The following is a 22,756-nucleotide window of genomic DNA, read 5'->3' as shown; positions in this document are numbered from 1 at the left end:
GTCGAGTTCCCCCGGCATGCGGGGAACTCGACGGCGGCGCCCGCGCGTTGTGTCGGGTGTTCGGGTCAGCGCCCGGCGTTGCCGCCGTCCGCGTTGGGGCCCGAGTAGTCCTCGCCGTACGCGCCCTTGGCGGGGCGGCGGCGGCGCATGGGCGGCTCGACGCCGTCCGCGAGGCGGCGGGCGGTGAGGAGGAAGCCGGTGTGGCCGATCATGCGGTGGTCCGGGCGGACGGCCAGGCCCTCGACGTGCCAGTTACGGATCATCGACTCCCAGGACGTCGGCTCGTTGAAGCAGCCGATCTCGCGGATGGACTCGACGGTCCGCGCGAGCTGGGTGGTGGTGGCGACGTAGCAGCAGAGGATGCCGCCCGGGACGAGGGCCTTGGAGACGACCTCGAGGCACTCCCAGGGGGCGAGCATGTCGAGGATGACGCGGTCCACGTCGGCGTCGCTCAGGTTGTCCTGGAGGTCGCCGACGGTGAGCTGCCACGCGGGGTGGGGGCCGCCGAAGTAGCGCTCCACGTTCTGCGTGGCGATCTCGGCGAAGTCCTCGCGGCGCTCGTAGGAGTGCAGCATGCCCTCGTCGCCGATGGCGCGCAGCAGGAAGCTGCTCAGCGAGCCGGAGCCGACGCCTGCCTCGACGACGCGTGCGCCGGGGAAGATGTCGGCGAAGGCCAGGATCTGCCCCGCGTCCTTGGGGTAGACCACGGCGGCGCCGCGGGGCATGGACAGGACGTAGTCGGGGAGCAGGGGGCGCAGCGCGAGGTAGGCGACGTTTCCGGTGGTGCGGACAACGCTGCCCTCGGGAGCGCCGATCAGCTCGTCGTGGGGGAAGGAACCCTTGTGGGTGTGGAAGTTCTTCCCGGCCTCGAGCGTGAACGTGTAGTGGCGGCCCTTGGGGTCGGTCAGCTGTACCTGGTCCCCGACCTTGAAGGGCCCGCGTCGGCGGGCGGCACCGGTCGGTTCGGACATGTGACCAGCCTACCGGTCCCCGGAGGGCCCGCGGACCAGGGGCGCCGGGGCCCGGGCCCGGTCAGGAGGGGCGGGCCATGGCCTTGACGAAGGCGCGCTCCACGTCGGCCGCGGACAGGACGCCGTAGATGGCGCCGCTCTCCTCGACGACGAGGTACTCGGTGGCGGGGGTGGCACGGAGCGTGTCGAGGAGCTCCTCGCCGGCGAGTTCCGCGGAGACGCGCATGCCGTCGGTGAGGTCCTGGGCGAGGCCGCTGACGGCGACCCAGGGGCGGCGGTGTTCCGGTACGCCGACGATGGCGGCCTCGCGCACGAGGGACCTGGGTTCCCCGTCGGCGTCGACGACGACGAGGGCGCGGGCGCCCGCCTCGTTGGCGCGGCGCAGGGCCTCGGACAGCGGGGTGGCGCTCTCCACGGGGACGGCGCGGCGGGTGAGGGTGCGGGCGCGCAGCTCCGGGAGGTGTTCGCGCAGGCGGGCCATGCGGAGGCTGTTGCCGGCGCCGGTCCAGATGATCGCGGCCAGGATGGCGGCCAGCAGGGCGTCGGTGACGGTGTCCATGCCGCTGACGTCGGCGGCGCCTTCACCGAGGGCGCCGGACTGGGTGAGCAGCGGGAGTCCGATGAGGACGGTGATCGCGAGGGCACGGCCGACCCAGGCGGCGGCGACGGTGCCGCTCATGGGCTTGCCGGTGATCTTCCAGACGATGGCGCGGAGCATGCGGCCCCCGTCGAGGGGCAGGCCGGGCAGCAGGTTGAAGGCGGCGACGATGAGGTTGGAGATCATCAGTCCCGCGAGCAGGACGCCGGGCACGGTGCCGGGTTCCACGGCGAGCATGCCGAGGTAGAAGACGCCGGCCAGGACGAGGGAGAGCAGCGGTCCGACGAAGGCGAGCACGAACTCGCGCCCCGGCGTCTCGGATTCCTTCTCGATCTCGGACACGCCGCCGAAGAACTGGAGCTGGATGCGGCGCACCGGCAGCTTGAAACGGAGCGCGGCGACGGTGTGCGCGAGTTCGTGGACGAGTACGGAGGCGTAGAACGCGACCGCGAAGAAGAGGGAGACGAGATAGCGGACCGCACCGAGTCCGGGCAGGACGTGGTCGAGCTGTCCGCCGAAGACCCAGGTGATGAGGGCCGCGACGAGGAACCAGCTGGGCGCGACGTAGACGGGGACGCCGAAGGGGCGCCCCATGAGGAGTCCGCTACGGGGCTCGGGAGCCTTGGTGGGGCGCCGGCCGCTTGTCGCGGGGGTACGGGTGGCAGGCGTGTCGCCCTGGGACACGGGGTCCTGGGCGGGCGGGACGGTGTCATCGCCGCCGGCCGGGGTGCGCTCGGTGAACGGGTCCGAGCCGGGCGAAGTGTCCGAGGCGTCGCCCTGGTCGGCCGGGCCGGCGTCCTCGGGGTGCTCCTCGTGCGGCGGCTCTTCCGGGTCCCGGGGCGTGTGCGGGACGGAGTTCGCGCGGGCCGCGTCGTTCGCGCTCGCCGGTGGTGGGGGCGTGGGGCCGGGGCGGGCGGCCCGGTGGTCGTCCGTCGTGCCGCTGCCGGGCTGCGGCCGGCCGCTCTCGTCCACGGTGATCCCTCGGTCCCCTCGTCAGAAATCCCTCGCTCCTGCCGTCGCACGATCATGCAGGGCGAGGGGGTCTGCCGTCGATGGTATGCGTCCGGTGCGGCGCGGGCCTCGTCGACTCCCCTGCGGCGCCGCAGGGCCCCGCTTCCCAGGACGCCCGCGACGCGTTCGTGGCTGACTGTCAGTGGCGGGCCGTAAGGTCTGTCGTCATGGAAACCAGCACCGAAGGGGCCGCCGCGGCCGCTCGCCCTGCGTCGCTCTCGCCGTCGCGCGCGAGCGACTTCATGCAGTGCCCGTTGCTCTACCGGTTCCGGGTGATCGACAAGCTGCCCGAGAAGCCGAGCGAGGCGGCGACCCGCGGCACGCTGGTGCACGCCGTGCTGGAGAGACTGTTCGACGCTCCGGCGGGAGAGCGGACGGCCCCGCGGGCCAAGGCGCTCATCCCCGGCCAGTGGGACCGGCTGCGCGAGGTGAAGCCGGAGCTGGCCGACCTGTTCGCGGACGACGGCGAGGGCGAGCGGATGGCGCGCTGGCTCGGCGAGGCCGAGCAGCTCGTCGAGCGCTGGTTCACGCTCGAGGACCCCACGCGCCTGGAGCCCGCCGAGCGGGAGCTGTTCGTCGAGGCCCAGCTGGACTCGGGCCTGAAGCTGCGCGGCATCATCGACCGGGTCGACGTGGCGCCGACGGGCGAGGTCCGGATCGTCGACTACAAGACGGGCAAGGCCCCGCGCCCCGAGTACGCGGAGGGCGCCCTCTTCCAGATGAAGTTCTACGCACTGGTGGTGTGGCGCCTGAAGGGGGTCGTGCCGCGGCGCCTCCAGCTGGTCTATCTGGGCAGCGGTGATGTGCTGACGTACGACCCGGTGGTGGCGGACCTGGAGCGGGTGGAGCGCAAGCTGCACGCGCTGTGGGACGCGATCCAGCTGGCCACGGAGACGGGTGAGTGGCGGCCGCGCCCGACGAAGCTGTGCGGTTGGTGCGACCATCAGGCGGTTTGCCCGGAGTTCGGTGGGACTCCCCCGCCGTATCCGCTTCAGATCGGGGTGCCCGGGTCGGACGCCGGCTAGCAGGGCAGAATGGCCCGGACTACCGAAGGAGAGTTACGTGGCGATCCGCGTCCTACTGGTCGACGACCAGCCGCTGCTCCGTACCGGGTTCCGGATGATTCTGGAGGCCGAGCAGGACATCGCGGTCGTCGGCGAGGCCGGAGACGGTCTGCAGGCGCTCGACCAGGTCCGTGCCCTGCAGCCCGATGTGGTGTTGATGGACATCCGCATGCCGCGGATGGACGGTGTCGAGGCGACCCGGCAGATCACCGGCCCGGGGCGGGACGGCCCGGCGAAGGTGCTCGTCCTGACGACGTTCGACCTCGACGAGTACGTGGTGGAGGCGCTGCGCGCGGGCGCCAGCGGCTTCCTCCTGAAGGACGCCCCCGCCAACGAGCTGGTGCAGGCGATCCGGGTGGTCGCGGCGGGCGAGGCGATGCTCGCGCCGAGCATCACGCGCCGTCTGCTCGACAAGTACGCGGACCATCTCCCCTCGGGTGACGACCCGGTGCCGGACACCCTGCACACGCTGACCGAGCGTGAGGTCGAGGTCCTGAAGCTCGTGGCGCGCGGCCTGTCGAACGCGGAGATCGCGGCGGATCTGTTCGTCAGCGAGACGACGGTGAAGACCCATGTCGGCCATGTGCTGACGAAGCTGGGGCTGCGCGACCGCGTACAGGCGGCGGTGTACGCGTACGAGAGCGGTCTGGTGCGTCCCGGCGCGCAGTAGAAGCAGGCGTCCGAAAGAACAGGTCGGTGGCCGCCTCCCTTCCCGGGAGGCGGCCACCGGCCGTTTACGCGGTGCCCTTGCTGATCTCCCAGAAGCGGAACACGGTCGACGCGTCGAGGCAGGACTCCAGGCCGTAGACGCTGTCGCGGACGACGGCGTACTGCTTGGCCTGCCAGACGGGCAGGACCGGCAGCTGGTCTGCGACGATGTTCTGGAGCTGCTCGAAGTCCCGGTCGGTGGAGGCGCGGTCGCTCTGCGCCCCGGTCTCCGGGATGATCTTCCCGGTGATGGTGCTGTTGGTGTAGTTGTTCCCGAGCACGTTGCCGGCGCCGAAGAACGGCTGGGTGAAGTTGTCGGGGTCCGGGTAGTCCGGGACCCAACCCTTCACGTACACGCCGTACTTGCCGGTCTTGATGTCCTTCTCGTACTGGCCGAACGCGATGGACTTCATGTCGGCGTCGAACAGGCCGCTCGCGTTGAGCTGCTTGGCGATCGTCGCCAGTTCCTGGTCGGTGGCGGGTCCGTAGCGCGAGGGCGTCGACCAGAGGGTGATCTTCACCTTGCCGGTGATGCCGTCGGCGCGCAGCGCGGCGCGGGCCTTGGCGGGCGAGGGGTGGGCGCCGTAGGTGTCGAAGAAGGCCGTGTTGTGGCCGCTGATGCCCGCCGGGATGATCGAGTACAGCGGGGTGGCGGTGTCCTCGTAGACCTCGTCGACCAGGGCGTCCCGGTCGATCAGGTACGCCATGGCCTTGCGGACGGACAGGCGTCCCGCGACGGGGTCCTTCATGTTGAAGACCAGGTGCTGGACCTCGGCGCTGGTGCCCTCGACGACGTCCATGGTGTTGCTCGTCGAGGTGGAGTTCTCGATGCCGGCGATGTCCTTGGCGGCGAGTCCGCGGTAGGCGAGGTCGATGTCGCCGCCGACGAGGGCCTTCTTGAGGCCCGCCTGGTCGCCGTGGAAGAACTTGATGGTCATGCCGGAGTTCTGCACCTTCGCGGTGCCCTTGTAGCCCGGGTTGACCGAGAAGACGGCCTTCTTCTTGTCGAAGGAGTCCAGCTTGTAGGGGCCGGAGCCGACGGCCTTGCCGTCCGTGCGCAGGCCGTCCATGGAGTAGGCGGCGTGGTCGACGATGGAACCGGCGCCGGACGCGATCTTGCTGGGGAAGGTGGCGTCCGCGTGCTTCAGTTTGAAGACGACCGTCTTGGCGTTCGGCGTCTCGACCTTGTCGAGCATGGGGAACATGATCGCCGGGCCGGCGTCGTCACCGATGTTCAGCATGCGGTCGAAGGAGAACTTGACGTCCTTCGAGGTGAGTTTGTCGCCGTTGCTGAACGTGAGGCCGTCGCGCAGGGTGCAGGAGTAGACGCGGGTGCCGGAGTCCGTGAAGGAGCACTCCTTGGCGGCTTCGGGTTCCGGCTCCGTGCTGCCCTTGGGGAAGCTCAGGAGCGACTGGAACACGTTGTTGAACAGCAGCCACGACCCCGGGTCGTAGCCGGACGCCGGATCGGTGGCCTGGATGTCGTCGGACATTCCCATGACCACGGCCCCGCCCTGCCCGGCGGCATCGCCCTGGTCGGTGCCGCAGCCGGCCAGCAGGGCCGCGGTGAGTCCCGTCCCGAGGGAGAGGACCAGCCACTGGTTGCGCATTCTCACGTACGTGCCTTGTCGTCAGTGGTGGGGAAATCGGGCGAGCCGGCCACCCCGGAAGGGGAGGCCGGCTCGCGCGGGGATCAGTCGCTCACGCCGCGGCCGAGCTCCCAGAGCTGAAGGATCGAGGAGGAGCTCAGTGCCCACTCGACTCCGGTGATGTCGTCGCGGGCGGCGACGTACTGCTTGCCCTGCCAGAGCGGGAGGACCGGCACGTCTTCGGCGACGATGTCCTGGATGCTCGTGAGGCTCTTGGAGGCGGTCAGCCGGTCGGCCTCACGACGGGACTCGGGGATGAGCTGGTCCCGGATCGTGCTGTTCGCGTACGGGGACGCGAGGAAGTTGTCCTTGTCGAGGAACGGCGCGATGAAGTTGTCGGCGTCGGGGAAGTCGGGGAACCAGCCGAGGCCGTAGACGTCGTACTTGCCCTTGAGTTCGGAGGCGCGGTACGTGTCCCAGGCGTCGCCCTTGATGCCGACGTCGAACAGGCCGCTGGAGTTGAGCTGCTTCTTGAGCACCTCGAACTCCCGCTTGGTGGCGGGGCCGTAGTGGTCGGTCGTGTAGTGCAGGGTCAGCTTCACCGGGGTGGTGATGTCGGCCCTGGACAGGATCGAGGCGGCCTTGGAGACGCTCGGCTCGCTGTACTTGTTGAAGAACGAGTTCGTGTGGCCGGTGATGCCGGCGGGCACGAGCGAGTAGAGCGGCTCGGCGGAGGTGCCGTAGACGTCGGTCGTGAGCTGGCCGCGGTCGATGACCTGCGCCATGGCCTGGCGGACGGCCTTGTTCTTGACCACCGGGGCGCTGGTGTCGAACCCGAGGTAACGGATTTCCATGCCCGGCATCTCGACCAGGTTGATGTTCTTGCTCGGGTTGTCCGAGAGCTGCTTGATCTGCTCCGGCGACATGGTGCGCGTCATCATGTCGACGTCGCCCTTTTCGAGGGCCTTGCCCATGGCGTCGGCGTCCGCGAAGGAGACCAGCTCCACCTTGTCGTTCTTCGGCTTCAACTGCCCCTTGTAGTGGGGGTTCTTGGTGAAGACGGCCTTGACGAGGGTGTTGTTCTTGACCTTGGCGTCCAGGGTGTACGGGCCGGAGCCGTCGACCGCGAAGCCGTTGCGCAGCTTCCCCTTCGTGTAGTCCTCGGGGTTCACGATGCCGGCGGTGGGTGTGGCCAGCTTGTACGGGAAGGTGGCGTCGGGGCTCTTCAGGTGGAAGATGACCTCGCTGCGGCCCTTGGTCTCGATCGTGTCGACGCTGGAGAGCAGCGCGGAGGAGCCGCTGTCGCTCTTGATGTGGAGCACGCGGTCGATGGAGAACTTCACGTCCGAGGCGGTGACGGGGGTACCGTCGGCGAACGCGAGACCCTTGCGCAGGGTGCAGGAGAAGCGCTCGTTGCCGGTGTCGGTGAAGCCGCAGGTCTGGGCGGCCTCGGGCACCGGGTCGCCGCCGCCGCGGGGCATGGCCATCAGGGTCTGGATGGTCTGGCGCAGCACGTTCCAGGAGCCCGCGTCGTAGGCGTACGCGGGGTCGAACGGGGCCGGGACCGCCTTCGAGGCAACGAACCGGTCGGTGGTACCGACGGCGATCGGGTTGCCGTCCTTGCCCCCGCTGTCGGACCCGCCGCAGGCGGCGAGCACAGGCGCGAGCAGGCCGATGACGGCCGGCAACACCAAAGTCTTGCGGTTCATGCTCGAAGTTCTCCAGAGCTGTCGATCCCGTGGGCCCGGCAACGGGGGTGGTGTCGACGGGACACGAGGGGTTACGGCGATGTTCTCGCCACGACATTAATGCGCATGGCGAAGCGTCCCGAAGGGGCCGGAGCCACCGCTTCATCACGCTGCGAAACCGGGCGCGGACACACCGATAACCCCACAGGGGTCGCTTCGGCTCAGGGTCCGACCAATCGGGACACAAGGTCACTCGGGATGGAGCGGGGGGTGGGGTCGCAGCACAGGTCCGTATACCTGTCGACCCCACTTCGAGTGGGAAAGGTCACACGTTCAACTGGGTTGATGAGCACAGCATTTCGGCCACGCGCGAGCGGTGTTACCGAAGGTTCAGTAGCCCATCAGGCCATGTAGAAAAGGCAGGTTGACGTGTTCGAGCGAGGGGACGACGGTGCGCCGGTAGGCGGGTGGGATGGGGGCCACGGAGGGTACGGCGACGACGTGGCAGCCGGCCGCCTCGGCGGCGGCGACACCGGTGGCGGTGTCCTCGATGACGGCGCATCTGGCCGGATCCGCACCCAGTCCCGCGGCGGCGAGCAGATACGGGTCGGGGTACGGCTTCGTCCGCTCGACCTCGTCACCTGCGACCGTGAGCGCGAAGTGCTCGGGGCCGAGGGAGGTCAGGACCCGGTCGATGATGCGGCGGTGCGAGGCGGACACGAGGGCCGTGGGCACCTCGTGGGCGGCCAGTTCGGCCAGGAGCCGCGCGGCTCCCGGCATGAGCGGCAGGGCGCTGCTGATGCGCTCCTCGAAGCCGTCGTTGAGCAGCACGGTCAGCTCGGGGAGCGTGATGTCCGCGCCGGTCGCCTCGATGAGGAAGCCGGCACTGCGGGTCATGGGGCCGCCGACGACCACTTCGCGCCACGCCTCGTCGAGCGCGTGCCCCAGCGAGCCGAAGACGGCGACCTCGGCGTCCCACCAGAAGCCTTCGGTGTCCACCAGAGTGCCGTCCATGTCGAGGAGCACGGCCTGCAGGGCGGAGCCTTCGGCCGTTCGGGTACCGAGAGCGGGGACCGTACTGGTCATCCGGGCACACCTCCGTGAGGGACGAGAAGGCCGGCTGCCTCCTTTTGACAGGAAGGCAACCGGCCTGCACTGGACCGACCAGTGTACGACTTCTGCGGATCAATGCGCGCGATGACGTCCCGCGGGCGGTCTGCGCGCCGCGCTAGCGCGCGTTGAAGTACTTCGCCTCGGGGTGGTGGATGACGATCGCGTCCGTGGACTGCTCCGGGTGGAGCTGGAACTCCTCGGAGAGATGGACGCCGATGCGCTCGGGCTCCAGGAGCTGAGCGATCTTGGCGCGGTCCTCGAGGTCCGGGCACGCTCCGTAACCGAGCGAGAAGCGGGCGCCGCGGTACTTGAGCGCGAACATGTCCTCCATCTCGGCGGGGTCCTCGCCGGAGAAGCCCAGCTCCGAACGGACGCGTGCGTGCCAGTACTCGGCGAGCGCCTCGGCCAACTGGACGGACAGGCCGTGCAGTTCCAGGTAGTCGCGGTACGAGTTGGACTCGAAGAGCTTGGCGGTCTCCTCGCCGATCCGGGAGCCGACGGTGACGACCTGGAGGCCGACGACGTCGGTCTCGCCCGTCTCCTCGGGACGGAAGAAGTCCGCGAGACACAGCCGTCGGCCGCGGCGCTGGCGCGGGAACGTGAAGCGGGTGCGCTCGTTGCCCTGGTCGTCGAGGATGATCAGGTCCTCGCCCTTGGACACACACGGGAAGTAGCCGTAGACGACGGCCGCTTCCAGGAGGTTCTTGGTGTGCAGTTCGTCCAGCCAGCCGCGCAGCCGCGGGCGGCCCTCGGTCTCCACCAGCTCCTCGTACGTGGGCCCGTCGCCGGTGCGCGCCTGCTTGAGGCCCCACTGGCCCTTGAACAGGGCGCCCTCGTCCAGCCAGGACGCGTACTCCTTGAGCTGGATGCCCTTGATGACGCGGGTGCCCCAGAAGGGGGGCTCGGGGACCGGGTTGTCGGTGGCCGTGTCGGAGCGCGCCGGCCCCTCGTCGGGCCGCTCCTCGACCTGTACGGCGCCCGCCTTGACCCGGCGCTGCTTCAGCTCGGGGAGCGTGGCGCCGGGGACGCCCCGCTTGACGGCGATGAGGGCGTCCATGAGGCGCAGGCCCTCGAACGCGTCGCGCGCGTAACGGACTTCGCCCTCGTAGATCTCGTGGAGGTCCTGCTCGACGTACGCCCTCGTCAGCGCTGCGCCGCCGAGGATCACGGGGAAGTCGGCGGCCATCTTGCGCTGGTTGAGCTCCTCCAGGTTCTCCTTCATGATCACCGTGGACTTGACGAGGAGTCCGGACATGCCGATGACGTCGGCCTTGTGCTCCTCGGCGGCTTCCAGGATCGCGGAGACGGGCTGCTTGATGCCGAGGTTGACGACGTTGTAGCCGTTGTTCGACAGGATGATGTCGACGAGGTTCTTGCCGATGTCGTGGACGTCGCCGCGCACCGTGGCCAGGACGATCGTGCCCTTGCCCTCGGCGTCGGACTTCTCCATGTGCGGCTCCAGATAGGCCACCGCGTTCTTCATGACCTCGGCGGACTGGAGGACGAACGGCAGCTGCATCTGGCCGGAGCCGAAGAGTTCACCGACGACCTTCATGCCGTCCAGGAGCGTCTCGTTGACGATGTCGAGGGCGGGGCGGGCCTGCAGCGCCTCGTCGAGGTCGGCCTCCAGGCCGTTCTTCTCGCCGTCGATGATGCGGCGCTTGAGCCGCTCGTCCAGGGGCAGCGCGGCCAGCTCCTCGGCCTTGCCGGCCTTGAGGGACTTCGCGGTGGCGCCCTCGAACAGCGCCATCAGCTTCTGCAGCGGGTCGTAGCCCTCGGAGCGGCGGTCGTAGATCAGGTCGAGGGCCGTGGTGACCTGCTCGTCGTCGAACCGGGCGATCGGCAGGATCTTCGACGCGTGCACGATCGCCGAGTCGAGGCCCGCCTTCACGCACTCGTCGAGGAAGACCGAGTTGAGGAGGATGCGGGCGGCCGGGTTGAGGCCGAAGGAGATGTTCGACAGGCCGAGCGTGGTCTGCACGTCGGGGTGACGGCGCTTCAGCTCACGGATCGCCTCGATGGTGGCGATGCCGTCCTTGCGCGACTCCTCCTGGCCGGTGCAGATGGTGAAGGTGAGGCAGTCGATGAGGATGTCCGACTCATGGATGCCCCAGTTGCCGGTCAGGTCGTCGATGAGGCGCTCGGCGATGGCGACCTTGTGCTCGACGGTGCGGGCCTGGCCCTCCTCGTCGATGGTCAGCGCGATCAGGGCGGCGCCGTGCTCCTGCGCGAGGCGGGTGACCTTCGCGAAGCGGGACTCGGCGCCGTCGCCGTCCTCGTAGTTGACCGAGTTGATGACCGCGCGGCCGCCGAGCTTCTCCAGGCCGGCCCGCAGGACCTCGACCTCGGTGGAGTCCAGGACGATCGGCAGGGTGGAGGCGGTGGCGAAGCGGCCGGCCAGCTCCTCCATGTCGGCGACGCCGTCACGGCCCACGTAGTCGACGCAGAGGTCGAGCATGTGCGCGCCCTCGCGGATCTGGTCGCGGGCCATCTCGACGCAGTCGTCCCAGCGGCCGTCCAGCATGGCCTCGCGGAACTTCTTGGAACCGTTGGCGTTGGTGCGCTCGCCGATCGCCATGTACGAGATGTCCTGGCGGAACGGGACCGTCTGGTAGAGCGAGGCGGCGCCCGGCTCGGGGCGCGGCTCGCGGACGGTGGGGGTGAGGCCGCGGACGCGCTCGACGACCTGGCGCAGGTGCTCGGGAGTGGTGCCGCAGCAGCCGCCGACGAGGGAGAGCCCGTATTCGCGGACGAACGTCTCCTGGGCGTCGGCCAGCTCGGGGGCGGTCAGCGGGTAGTGCGCGCCGTTCTTGCCGAGGACGGGCAGGCCGGCGTTGGGCATGCAGGACAGCGGGACACGGGAGTGGCGGGCGAGGTAGCGCAGGTGCTCGCTCATCTCGGCCGGGCCGGTGGCGCAGTTCAGGCCGATCATGTCGATGCCGAGGGGCTCCAGGGCGGTCAGCGCCGCGCCGATCTCGGAGCCGAGGAGCATCGTGCCGGTGGTCTCGACCGTGACCGAGCAGATCAGCGGGAGGTTCGTACCCGTGGCGTCGAGGGCGCGGCGGGCGCCGATGATCGAGGCCTTGGTCTGGAGCAGGTCCTGCGTCGTCTCGACGAGCAGCGCGTCGGCGCCACCGGCGATCATGCCCTCGGCGTTCTGCTGGTAGGCGTCGCGCAGTGCCGTGTACGCGGCGTGACCGAGGGTGGGCAGCTTGGTGCCGGGACCCATGGAGCCGAGGACCCAGCGCTGCTGTCCGGTGCTCGTGGTGAACTCGTCGGCGACCTCGCGGGCGATGCGCGCGCCGGCCTCGGAGAGCTCGAAGACGCGCTCGGGGATGTCGTACTCCCCCAGGGCCGCGAGATTCGCGCCGAACGTGTTGGTCTCGACGCAGTCGACGCCGACCGAGAAGTACTCCGCGTGGACCGAGCGGACGATGTCGGGGCGGGTGACGTTCAGGATCTCGTTGCAGCCCTCGAGGTTCTCGAAGTCCTCGAGGGTCGGGTCCTGTGCCTGGAGCATCGTGCCCATCGCGCCGTCGGCCACGACCACACGGGTGGCCAGGGCTTCGCGGAGGGCGTCGGCTCGGGTCCGGCCGGCGGGGTCGGTGGACGGAACGGGCGTTGGCAACGAGGCCATGAAAGTGCTCCCTGAGGTGCGACGGCTGTCGGCTTTGCGGCTCCCATGGAGGAGGCGCACCCGGCCAGGGTAGCCGGGCCGGTGGTTTCTCCGCGGAGGCGTCCACGGGCCGGAACGGCCATGTGGCGCGGGGTGCGGGTGTGTGCGGGCGCTCTCCGAACCGGGGCGCCGAGCCAAACGGGGCGAAATATAGGCTCCTCGCGTATTCGCACGAGGTCGGCAACGACCGATACTGTTCAGCATTGTCGAACGTTGCTCGGCGAGAGGATCGAGGGAGGAAGGGCTGGGATGGCACGGAACATCCAGTCACTCGAGCGGGCAGCCGCCATGCTGCGGCTCCTTGCGGGCGGTGAGCGCCGGCTCGGCCTCTCGGACATCGCCTCGGCGCTGGACCTGGCCAAGGGCACGGCGCACGGCATTCTGCGCACGTTGCAGCACGAGGGCTTCGTCGAGCAGGACGCCGCGTCGGGCCGCTACCAGCTGGGCGCGGAGCTGCTGCGCCTCGGCAACAGCTATCTCGACGTGCACGAGCTGCGGGCGCGCGCGCTGGTGTGGACGGACGACCTGGCGCGCTCCAGCGGCGAGAGCGTCTATCTCGGCGTCCTGCACCAGCAGGGCGTACTGATCGTGCACCACGTGTTCCGGCCCGACGACAGCCGTCAGGTCCTGGAGGTCGGCGCGATGCAGCCGCTGCACTCCACGGCGCTCGGCAAGGTCCTGTCGGCGTACGACCCGGTGGCGCACAGCGAGGTGGTCGAGGTGGAACGCAAGACGTTCACCGGGCGGACCGTGAGCGACATGGCGGAGTTCGAGACCCTGCTGGACCTGACCCGCGCGCGCGGGTACGCGGACGACGTCGAGGAGACCTGGGAGGGCGTCGCGTCCGTCGCGGCCCCGATCCACGACCGGCGGCGCATGCCGGTCGGCGCGGTCGGCGTCACCGGCGCCGTGGAGCGTGTGTGTGTCGACGGGGAGCTGCGTCCCGAGCTCGTCGCCGCCGTGCGGGACTGCGCCCGCGCGGTCTCCCGGGACCTGGGCGCCAGCCGCTTCTGAGTGCCCCGCGCCGCCCGCCGGTGCCCCCGTACGGGCCGAAGGCCCCGCTTCCCGGCGGGGCCTTCGCCGTTTCAGCGTGCAGGCCACACCTTTCCGGGACACCATCGACGAACGCGCAGTCCAGACACGGAACCGATAGCCCGAAGCGATCAATAACGATCGAGTTTTCGATAACAGAACCCTTGACTAGCGAGTAACCCCGGGGTGAGACTCGCGTCCATCGGTCGGCATTGTCGAACACCTACCGGCAATAGGCGTTAGAGTGTGGCAAGCCAGGGCCGAAAACGCTCTCACCTGAGGGCGCGAACCACCGGAGAGGGACCCGGGGTTCGGCTTCCCCTGGACGAAGGACAAAGGAGTCGCGGGTGTCCAGCTCCGACATCTTCATCGGCGAGACCATCGGTACCGCCGTGCTCATCCTGCTGGGCGGTGGCGTGTGCGCCGCCGTCACGCTGAAGCGCTCCAAGGCGCGCAACGCCGGCTGGCTCGCGATCACCTTCGGGTGGGGCTTCGCGGTACTGACCGGTGCCTACCTGGCAGGAGGCGTGTCAGGCGCCCACCTGAACCCGGCGGTCACCATCGGCCTCGCCATCGAGGGCGGCACCAAGTGGAGCGACGTTCCGCTCTACCTGGGCTCGCAGCTCCTGGGCGCGATGATCGGCGCCCTGCTGGTCTGGGCCACGTACTACGGCCAGTTCCAGGCGCATCTGACCGACCCGGAGATCCTCGAGGCCCCGCCGGCCGAGGAGGGCATGATCACCGAGAAGTCCGCGCCCAAGGCCGGACCGGTGCTCGGCATCTTCTCGACCGGCCCCGAGATCCGGAACGTGGCGCAGAACCTCGTCACGGAGATCATCGCCACGGTCGTGCTCGTCCTGGCCATCCTCACGCAGGGCCTCAACGACGGAGGCAACGGCCTGGGCGTCCTCGGCGCCATGGTCACCGCGTTCGTCGTGGTCGGCATCGGCCTCTCCCTCGGCGGGCCCACGGGCTACGCGATCAACCCGGTCCGCGACCTCGGACCCCGCATCGTGCACTCCCTGCTGCCCCTGCCGAACAAGGGCGGCTCCGACTGGACGTACGCCTGGATCCCGGTCGCCGGCCCTCTCATCGGCGGCGCCATAGCGGGCGGTCTCTACAACATCGCCTTCAAGTAGGCGACCGACCCCCTCCGCACCCCCGCCAGAGCCGCACCGAGAACTTCCAGGAGCAGACCGTGACCGACGCACACACCGCGGGCCCGTTCATCGCAGCGATCGACCAGGGCACCACCTCCAGCCGTTGCATCGTCTTCGACAAGGACGGCCGGATCGTCTCCGTCGACCAGAAGGAGCACGAGCAGATCTTCCCGAAGCCGGGCTGGGTCGAGCACAACGCGACCGAGATCTGGACCAACGTCCAGGAGGTCGTCGCCGGGGCCGTCACCAAGGCCGGCATCACCCGCGACGACATCAAGGCCATCGGCATCACCAACCAGCGCGAGACGACGCTGCTGTGGGACAAGAACACGGGTGAGCCCGTCCACAACGCCATCGTCTGGCAGGACACCCGCACCGACGCCCTGTGCAAGGAGCTCGGGCGCAATGTGGGCCAGGACCGCTTCCGCCGCGAGACGGGCCTCCCGCTGGCCTCCTACTTCGCCGGCCCCAAGGCCCGCTGGCTGCTCGACAACGTCGAGGGGCTGCGCGAGCGCGCCGAGGCGGGCGACATCCTCTTCGGCACCATGGACAGCTGGGTCATCTGGAACCTGACCGGTGGTGTCGACGGCGGCAAGCACGTCACCGACGTGACCAACGCCTCCCGCACCATGCTGATGAACCTCCACACCATGGAGTGGGACGCGAAGATCTCCGAGTCCATCGGCGTCCCGCTGGCCATGCTCCCGGAGATCCGTTCCTCCGCCGAGGTGTACGGCGAGGTCAGCGGCGGCCGCCTCGGCGACCTCCTCGGCGGCATCCCCGTCGCGTCCGCGCTCGGCGACCAGCAGGCGGCCCTGTTCGGCCAGACCTGTTTCTCCGAGGGTGAGGCCAAGTCGACGTACGGCACCGGCACCTTCCTGCTGATGAACACCGGCGACAAGCCGGTCAACTCGTACAACGGCCTGCTGACCACCGTCGGCTACCGCATCGGCGACCAGAAGGCGGTCTACGCCCTGGAGGGCTCGATCGCCGTCACCGGTTCGCTGGTGCAGTGGATGCGCGACCAGATGGGCCTGATCTCCACCGCCGCCGAGATCGAGACCCTCGCGTCGTCGGTCGAGGACAACGGCGGCGCGTACTTCGTACCGGCCTTCTCCGGTCTGTTCGCCCCGTACTGGCGCTCCGACGCCCGCGGTGTGATCGCCGGCCTGACCCGGTACGTCACCAAGGCGCACCTGGCGCGTGCCGTCCTGGAGGCCACCGCCTGGCAGACCCGTGAGATCACCGACGCCATGACGAAGGACTCCGGCGTCGAGCTCGCGGCGATCAAGGTCGACGGCGGCATGACCTCCAACAACCTTCTGATGCAGACGCTCTCGGACTTCGTGGACGCCCCCGTGGTGCGCCCGATGGTCGCCGAGACCACCTGCCTCGGTGCCGCCTACGCCGCCGGTCTCGCCGTCGGCTTCTGGACCAGCACCGACGACCTGCGCGCCAACTGGCGCCGGGCCGCCGAATGGACCCCCAACATGGCCGCGGAGAAGCGCGACCGTGAGTACAAGAGCTGGCTCAAGGCCGTTGAACGCTCCATGGGCTGGCTCGACGAAAGTGGCGAGGAGTAAGACATGACCACCCTGCAGAGCGTCCCTGCCCTCGGGACGCATCCGGCCGCCGGCTCGACTGCGTCGTTCAAAGCAGCGAGCCGCGCCGAGACCCGGGAGCAGCTCTCCAAGGCTCAGTACGACCTCCTGGTGATCGGCGGCGGAATCCTGGGCATCTCCACCGCCTGGCATGCCGCGCAGTCGGGACTGCGGGTGGCCCTGGTGGACGCCGGTGACTTCGCCGGCGCCACCTCCTCCGCCTCCTCCAAGCTGCTCCACGGCGGTCTGCGCTACCTGCAGACCGGCGCGGTGAAGCTGGTGGCGGAGAACCACTTCGAGCGGCGTGCGGTGTCGCGTCAGGTGGCACCGCACCTCGCCAACCCGCTGACCTTCTACCTGCCCGTCTACAAGGGCGGCCCGCACGGCGCCGCGAAGCTGGGCGCGGGCGTGTTCGCGTACAGCGCCCTGTCGGCGTTCGGTGACGGTGTCGGGCACCTGCTCTCCCCCGCGAAGGCGCAGCAGGACGTGCCCGAGCTGAGGACGGAGAACCTCAAGGCCGTGGCCGTGTACGGCGACGACCAGATGAACGACGCGCGCATGGCGCTGATGACCGTCCGCGCGGCCGTCGACTCCGGGGCCGTCGTCCTCAACCACGCCGAGGTCACGGGCCTGCGCTTCACCCGGGGCCGGGTCACGGGCGCGGACCTCACGGACCGCGTCGACGGCGAGGAGTTCGGCGTGAACGCCCGGCTCGTGCTGAACGCGACCGGTCCCTGGGTCGACCACCTGCGCGCCATGGAGGACCCGAACGCGGCGCCCTCCATACGCCTGTCCAAGGGCGCCCACCTCGTCCTCAAGCGCACCTCCCCGTGGAAGGCCGCGCTCGCGACGCCGATCGACAAGTACCGCATCACGTTCGCCCTCCCGTGGGAGGACATGCTGCTCCTCGGCACGACCGACGAGGAGTACGAGGGTGACCCGCGCGACGTCTCGGTCACCGAGAAGGACACCGACCAGATCCTGGACGAGGCGGCCTTCTCCGTACGGGACCAGCAGCTGAAGCGGGATCTGATCACCTACTCGTTCGCGGGTCTGCGCGTGCTGCCGGGCGGGCCCGGCGACACGTCGAAGGCCAAGCGCGAGACGGTCGTCACCGAGGGCCGCGGCGGGATGCTGTCCGTCGCCGGCGGCAAGTGGACGACGTTCCGCCACATCGGCCGCACGGTCATGAAGAAGCTGGAGTCGCTGCCGGGCCACCCGCTGGGCGAGGACTTCGAGCCGGTCAAGGAGCTGCCGAAGCGGATGCCGCTGCCGGGTGTCGCCAACCCGCGCGCCGTCGCGCACCGCCTCCTGGTCGACCACCCGGCCCCGGGGCCGCGCATGGCGGCCGACACGGCCAGGCACCTGGCCACGCACTACGGTTCGCTAGCCTTCGACATCGCGCGGATGGCCAACGAGAACCCGGAACTCGGCGAGCGGGTCCACCCGGACGCCCCGGAGATCTGGGCGCAGGTCGCCTACGCCCGCGACCACGAGTGGGCCGAGACGGCGGACGACGTGCTGCGCCGCCGCACCACTCTGACGATCCGCGGTCTGGCCACGGACGACGTGCGGGCCAAGGTCCAGGACGTGCTCGACAAGAAGTAGGCACCCCTGGAACCCATGATCCGAGGGGCGGCTCCCACGGGGGGAGCCGCCCCTCTCGCATGCCCCGGCACGCTGCCATGCCGCGTACACACGCCCGCAACGCCCGGGCACGAGAGTGGGGGGCATGAAGTTCCAGGTCCTGTCCATCATCGGCCATGCGCCGCACCCCCTCACCGGTGAACTCCCCTCCGCCGCCGACCGGTTGACGCAGGTCGTCGACGTCGGTGTCGCGGCGGAGGAGTTCGGCTTCGACGCGTACGCGGTCGGCGAGCGGCACGCGGGGGCGTTCCTGTCGTCGAGCCCGACGGTGGTCCTCGGCGCGCTGGCCGCCCGTACGTCCCGCATCAAACTGCTGACCGGCGTGACGGTCGTCGCGATCCTCGATCCGGTACGGGTCGCCGAGGACTACGCGACCCTCGACCAGCTCTCCCGCGGGCGCATCGAGTTGGTCATCGGCAAGGGCGCGGAGGCCGGCCACTTCGACCTCTTCGGGCTCGACGAGGAGCGGCAGTGGGACCTCCAGAAGGAGAAGTACGAGCTCCTTCGGCGGCTGTGGGGCGAGGAAGGCGTCGACTGGGAGGGCGAGTTCAGGCCCGCCCTGAAGAACGTGACGACGGTGCCGCGTCCGTACGACGGACTGCCGCGCGTCTGGCACGGCTCGGCGACCTCGCTCAACTCCCCCGAGCTGGCGGCCCGGCACGGTGATCCGCTGTTCACGGCCAACGCCGTCCAGCCGCGGGCGGCCTACGCGAAGTTCATCGACCACTACCGGGAGCGGTTCGAGGCGTACGGGCACGATCCGGCGCGGGCACATGTCGCGGCGGGCTCGGGCGGCCTGCTCATCGCGGACTCGCACGAACGGGCGGTGGCGCGCTTCAAGGAGCTGTACGAGGCGAAGGTGGCGCAGTCCTTCAAGCCGCATCTGGAGGGCAGGGCGGGCTACAACACGCCGTTCCGCACGATCGAGGACGCCATCGCGGACGGGCCCCAGCTGATCGGTTCACCGCAGCAGATCATCGACAAGATCCTCGGCTATCACGAGGTGTACCGGCACGATCTCCAGTCGGTCACCGTCGACGCCTTCGGTCAGGGGACGGGCGAGCAGGTCGAGACGCTCCAGCGGTTCGCCGAGGAGATCGCGCCGGTGATCAGGAGGGAGGCGCCCAGCTCCCTGTGGGAGTGAGCCCCCCCCCCCGTCTCCGGGAGGCCGCGTCGTCGCCCGGGAACGGAACCGCTTCGTCGCCCGGAACCGCCGTGTCTCTACGAAGCCGCTTCGTCCGGGGTGTCGGACGCGAGGATGGAGTTCTCCAGCTTGCGCAGGAGCCGCGCGAGCTGGCGGCGCTCCGCCGGGGAGAGCTCGCCGAGCATCCGGCGTTCGTTGTCGAGGTGCTCGGTGAAGACCTCGTCGACCTTGGCGAGCCCCTCGTCCGTGAGCCGCGAGTAGACGACCCTGCGGTCGCCGGCGTCGCGCTCCCTGACGATCAGGCCGTCCTTCTCCAGGCGGTCTATGCGCAGGGTGACCCCGGCGGACGAGACGAGACCCTGGTCGGCGAGCTGCCCAGCGGTCAGGCGGTACGGTTCGCCGGAGCGGCGCAGCGCGGTCAGCACGTCGAATCCGGCGACGGAGAGCCCGTGCCGCTCTATCGAGGCGATGAGCTTGGTGTTGTACCGCAGGAACGAGCGGTGCAGCCGGGCGAGGACCTCCAGTGGGGTCGTGTCCAGCTCGGGCCGCTCACGCGCCCAGTCCTCGATGACCTCCGCCACGGCATCACGCCGTGCCGCCTTCCGTTCAGCCATCCCCGTCCCCTCGGCCTCTGCCGGGCGCGACGCGATGTCCTACGCCCCTGAAAATCCTACCCCTGAAGCGATCGGGGGCCGGACGCGCGTCGGGCGACGAGGCGGATCACGGCGATCGTCACGAGCACGGCCGCGGCCGGGACGGCGGCCTTCCGAAGGAGGACGGGCAGGGCGGCCGCGCCGAGGTCCACCGCCTCGGGCTCGCGGTCCCGGGACGGGAGTGCCGCCGCAGGTTCCGCGGTGGCCGGTTCCCTCAGCAACTCCTCCAGCCGCTCGGCGAATTGGCGCACGATGCGGTCGCCGACCTCGGTCATGATGCCGCGGCCGAACTGGGCGGGGCGGCCGGTGATGTCGAGGTCGGTGCCGACGCGGACCCGGGTGCCCGCCGGGTCCGCGGCGAGCGACGCGGTGACGGTGGCGGACGCGGTGCCCGCGCCCCGGGTCTCGCTGCCGGTGAGGTCGAGGACCATCGAGCGGCCGCTCTCGTCGCGGGTCACGGTGCCCTCACCGCGGTAGCTCATCTGCACGGCGCCGACCTTCACCTTGACGCGTCCGGTGAACGCGTCGCCGTCGAGGGTGTCGAGCACGGCGCCCGGCATGCAGGGGGCCACACGGCCGAGGTCGAGGAAGAGTTTCCACGCGTCGTCGGGCGTGGCCGGGACGGTGAAGGAGTGGTCGAGTCGCATGGGTGGGTGTCCAATCGTCGGGGTGGAGCGGCGCCGGGTCAGCCGGCGGCCGTGGGCCGGCCGGCCGCGCGGAGCAGGTCGCGTACGCGGCTGGGTGAGAGGGGGCCGCGCCGGACGACCACGCCGAAGGGGCGCAGCGCGTCCTCGACGGCGTTCGCCAGGACGGCCTGCGGGGCGATGGCGCCGCCCTCACCGAGGCCCTTGACGCCGAGGTCGTTCATGGGGCTCGGGGAGTGGATCTCGTCGAGGTCGAGGTCGGGTATCTCGGACGAGGTCGGCACCAGGTAGTCCATGTAGGTGCCGGTGCGCGGCTGGCCGTCGGGGCCGTAGATCATCTCCTCGTGGAGCGCGCCGCCGATGCCCTGGGCGATACCGCCGGTGACCTGGCCCTCGGCGATCATCGGGTTGACGATGACGCCCGCGTCGTGGACGGCCACGTAGTGCAGGATCTCCGTCTCGCCGGTGCGTTCGTCGACCTCGACGACGGCGGCGTGCGCGCCGCTCGACACGGCGAAGCCGGGCGGGCGGAAGTGCACCGTCTCGCTGAGCTCGGTGCCGTGCCGGCCGTCGGTGGGCTCGGGGGTGCCGGGAAGCGGGGCCCGTCCGGCGAGTTCGGCCAGGGTGAGGGCCGGGCCCTCCGCGGCCTTGGACGTGATGACGCCCTCACGCAGGTCGAGACCGTCGGCGGGGACGCCGAGCCGGCGCGCCGCGGCCTCGATGATCTTCTCGCGGACGAGGCGGCCGGCCCGGTGCGTGGCGTTGCCCGCGTTGACGAGGGCCCGGCTCGCGATGGTGCCGACACCGAACGGGGTCGCGGAGGTGTCCCCGCCCACCACGTCGACGGCGTCGAAGGGCACTCCGATCGCGTCGGCGGCGATCTGCGCCATGGATGTGCGATGTCCCTGCCCCTGGGAGGGCGCCCCGATCGCGAGCTTGACCCGGCCGCTGGGCGCGATGTCGATGCGCGCGGTCTCGAACGGGCCGAGTCCGGTCGCCTCGATGTACATCGCGAAGCCGATCCCGACGCGCCTGCCGTCGCGGGCGCCCTCGCGCTGCCGGGCGCGCACCCCTTCGAGGTCGGCCTTGGCGACGGCGCGCCGCAGCAGCTCGGGGAAGTCCCCGGAGTCGTACGACTGCGGCTTGCCGGAGCGGTCCACGAGACCCGTCGCGTACGGCATCTCGTCGGGACCCACGAGGTTGCGCGCCCTCAACTCGGCCGGTTCGAGGCCGAGTGCGCAGGCGAGGCGGTCCATCGCGCGCTCCATCGCGAAGACGGTCTCGGGGCGGCCCGCTCCCCGGTAGGGCGTGGCGAACGTGGTGTTGGTGAGGACTCCGACGACGTCGATGTCCACGTGCGGGACGCGGTAGGGGCCGAGGAGGTGGCACACCGAGTTGTAGGGCACGACCAGGCCGGTCATGTTGTACGCGCCGAAGTTGACGGTGATGCGGTCGCGTACGGCCAGGAGGTGGCCCTGTGCGTCCGCGGCGAGTTCGATGCGGTGAATCTGCTCGCGGGCGTGCGAGGCGGCCGTCAGGTTCTCGTTGCGGTCCTCGCGCCAGAGCACCGGGCGGCCCAGGACGCGGGCCGCGTACGGGACGAGCATCTCCTCGACGTAGAGGATGCCCTTCTGTCCGAAGCCGCCGCCGACGTCGGTGGCGATGACGCGGACGCGTTCCGGGTCGAGGCCGAGCGTGTGCGCCGTCGCCTCCCGCACCCGGTGCGGGGTCTGGGTGTTGGACCAGACGGTCAGCACGCCGCTGTACGGGTCGACCTGGGCCGAGACCGCGCGGGTCTCGATGGGCGAGGCGACGTACCGGTGGGCCCGGAACTCCTCGCTGACGACGGTGTGGGCCGAGGCGAACGCCGCGTCGGGGTCGCCCACCTTGGTGGCCACGGCGACGGCGGTGTTGTCGCGGAGGTCGTCGTGGAGCTGCGGGGCGCCTTCGGCCAGTGCGCGGTCGGGGTCGACGAGGACGGGCAGGGGCGCGTAGCGGACGTCGACGAGTTCGAGGGCGTCCTCGGCGAGGTAGCGGTTCTCGGCCACGACGACCGCGACGGGCTGGCCGACGTAGAGGACCCGGTCCGTGGCGAGGAGCGGCATCGGGGTGATCGCGACGTACGGGTCGAGGAGCTCGGCGAGGCCGGGCGGGGTGCGCAGCTCCTCCCTGTTGAGCATGGCGGGCAGATGGGCCACGTCGGCGCCGGTCCAGACGGCGACGACCCCGGGGGCGGCGAGCGCGGCGGTGACGTCGACCGACCGGATGCGGGCGTGGGCGTGCGGGCTGCGCAGGAAGGCGGCCTCGGCCGCGCCGGGCAGGGCGACGTCGTCGACGTAGCGGCCGTCGCCCCGCAGGAGGCGGTCGTCCTCGACACGAGGAACGGGGCGGCCGGTCCAGGGGCCGCCGTCCGGCGCGGGCTGCTGGGGAGCGTGGGACGGTCCGTGGGACATACGG

The 22,756-nt window shown here is 70.4% G+C and carries 16 protein-coding genes; 7 read left to right on the top strand and 9 right to left on the bottom strand.

The window, feature by feature from the left end; genetic code table 11:
• Positions 1–65 precede the first annotated feature (65 nt).
• Both ACFC96_RS28575 and ACFC96_RS28570 read right to left on the bottom strand, forming a co-directional pair.
• Positions 66–971: a tRNA (adenine-N1)-methyltransferase gene (locus ACFC96_RS28575; RefSeq protein ID WP_116503110.1), complete on the bottom strand. Its 906-nt coding sequence runs from the start codon at positions 969–971 to the stop codon at positions 66–68.
• A gap of 61 nt (positions 972–1,032) precedes the next feature.
• The gene (locus ACFC96_RS28570; RefSeq protein WP_376614811.1) at positions 1,033–2,541 is read right to left on the bottom strand and encodes a site-2 protease family protein; all 1,509 of its coding nucleotides are present in this window, start codon (positions 2,539–2,541) and stop codon (positions 1,033–1,035) included.
• A gap of 206 nt (positions 2,542–2,747) precedes the next feature.
• Here ACFC96_RS28570 and ACFC96_RS28565 point away from each other — a divergent pair, with 206 nt between their 5' ends.
• The gene (locus ACFC96_RS28565) at positions 2,748–3,605 is read left to right on the top strand and encodes a RecB family exonuclease (protein WP_376257193.1); all 858 of its coding nucleotides are present in this window, start codon (positions 2,748–2,750) and stop codon (positions 3,603–3,605) included.
• 37 nt (positions 3,606–3,642) lie between these two features.
• A complete protein-coding gene (locus ACFC96_RS28560) occupies positions 3,643–4,314 on the top strand; it encodes a response regulator transcription factor (RefSeq protein ID WP_116503106.1) in 672 nt (223 codons plus the stop codon).
• A gap of 64 nt (positions 4,315–4,378) precedes the next feature.
• Here the strand turns inward: ACFC96_RS28560 and ACFC96_RS28555 are convergent, their stop codons facing one another.
• The 4 genes from ACFC96_RS28555 to metH form a co-directional block, all read right to left on the bottom strand.
• The gene (locus ACFC96_RS28555; protein ID WP_376257191.1) at positions 4,379–5,968 is read right to left on the bottom strand and encodes an ABC transporter substrate-binding protein; all 1,590 of its coding nucleotides are present in this window, start codon (positions 5,966–5,968) and stop codon (positions 4,379–4,381) included.
• A gap of 77 nt (positions 5,969–6,045) precedes the next feature.
• Positions 6,046–7,650, bottom strand: coding sequence for an ABC transporter substrate-binding protein (locus tag ACFC96_RS28550; protein ID WP_376257189.1), 1,605 nt, complete (start codon positions 7,648–7,650; stop codon positions 6,046–6,048).
• Between the two features lie 369 nt (positions 7,651–8,019).
• Positions 8,020–8,715, bottom strand: a complete 696-nt coding sequence (locus ACFC96_RS28545) for an HAD family hydrolase (protein WP_376614809.1) — start codon at positions 8,713–8,715, stop codon at positions 8,020–8,022.
• 142 nt (positions 8,716–8,857) lie between these two features.
• Positions 8,858–12,379 carry a methionine synthase gene (gene metH / locus ACFC96_RS28540; protein WP_376614807.1) on the bottom strand — a complete coding sequence of 1,174 codons (3,522 nt, stop codon included), beginning with the start codon at positions 12,377–12,379 and terminating at the stop codon, positions 8,858–8,860.
• Between the two features lie 288 nt (positions 12,380–12,667).
• Between metH and ACFC96_RS28535 the strand changes: the two genes are divergently transcribed.
• The 5 genes from ACFC96_RS28535 (at position 12,668) to ACFC96_RS28515 (ending at position 19,002) form a co-directional block, all read left to right on the top strand.
• The gene (locus tag ACFC96_RS28535; RefSeq protein WP_376257183.1) at positions 12,668–13,432 is read left to right on the top strand and encodes an IclR family transcriptional regulator; all 765 of its coding nucleotides are present in this window, start codon (positions 12,668–12,670) and stop codon (positions 13,430–13,432) included.
• Positions 13,433–13,797: 365 nt separating this feature from the next.
• Positions 13,798–14,589 carry an MIP/aquaporin family protein gene (locus tag ACFC96_RS28530; RefSeq protein ID WP_376257181.1) on the top strand — a complete coding sequence of 264 codons (792 nt, stop codon included), beginning with the start codon at positions 13,798–13,800 and terminating at the stop codon, positions 14,587–14,589.
• Positions 14,590–14,648: 59 nt separating this feature from the next.
• The gene (gene glpK / locus ACFC96_RS28525) at positions 14,649–16,193 is read left to right on the top strand and encodes a glycerol kinase GlpK (RefSeq protein WP_376257179.1); all 1,545 of its coding nucleotides are present in this window, start codon (positions 14,649–14,651) and stop codon (positions 16,191–16,193) included.
• Positions 16,194–16,196: 3 nt separating this feature from the next.
• A complete protein-coding gene (locus ACFC96_RS28520) occupies positions 16,197–17,819 on the top strand; it encodes an FAD-dependent oxidoreductase (protein WP_376257177.1) in 1,623 nt (540 codons plus the stop codon).
• 124 nt (positions 17,820–17,943) lie between these two features.
• Positions 17,944–19,002: an LLM class flavin-dependent oxidoreductase gene (locus tag ACFC96_RS28515; protein WP_376614805.1), complete on the top strand. Its 1,059-nt coding sequence runs from the start codon at positions 17,944–17,946 to the stop codon at positions 19,000–19,002.
• A gap of 77 nt (positions 19,003–19,079) precedes the next feature.
• On the opposite strand, the gene ACFC96_RS28510 is transcribed toward ACFC96_RS28515, so the two are convergent.
• From ACFC96_RS28510 to ACFC96_RS28500, 3 genes are read right to left on the bottom strand one after another with little or no spacing between them, the layout of a single operon-like run.
• Positions 19,080–19,616, bottom strand: coding sequence for a MarR family winged helix-turn-helix transcriptional regulator (locus tag ACFC96_RS28510; RefSeq protein ID WP_376257173.1), 537 nt, complete (start codon positions 19,614–19,616; stop codon positions 19,080–19,082).
• A 56-nt stretch (positions 19,617–19,672) separates the two neighbouring features.
• Positions 19,673–20,302, bottom strand: coding sequence for an SRPBCC family protein (locus tag ACFC96_RS28505; protein ID WP_376257171.1), 630 nt, complete (start codon positions 20,300–20,302; stop codon positions 19,673–19,675).
• Between the two features lie 38 nt (positions 20,303–20,340).
• Entirely contained in the window at positions 20,341–22,752 is a 2,412-nt protein-coding gene (locus tag ACFC96_RS28500; protein WP_376257169.1) for a xanthine dehydrogenase family protein molybdopterin-binding subunit, read from the bottom strand.
• Between the last annotated feature and the right edge of the window lie 4 nt (positions 22,753–22,756).

Source organism: Streptomyces sp. NPDC055955, assembly GCF_042270245.1.
Lineage (GTDB): Bacteria > Actinomycetota > Actinomycetes > Streptomycetales > Streptomycetaceae > Streptomyces.
This window is presented reverse-complemented; position numbering and strand designations above follow the sequence as displayed.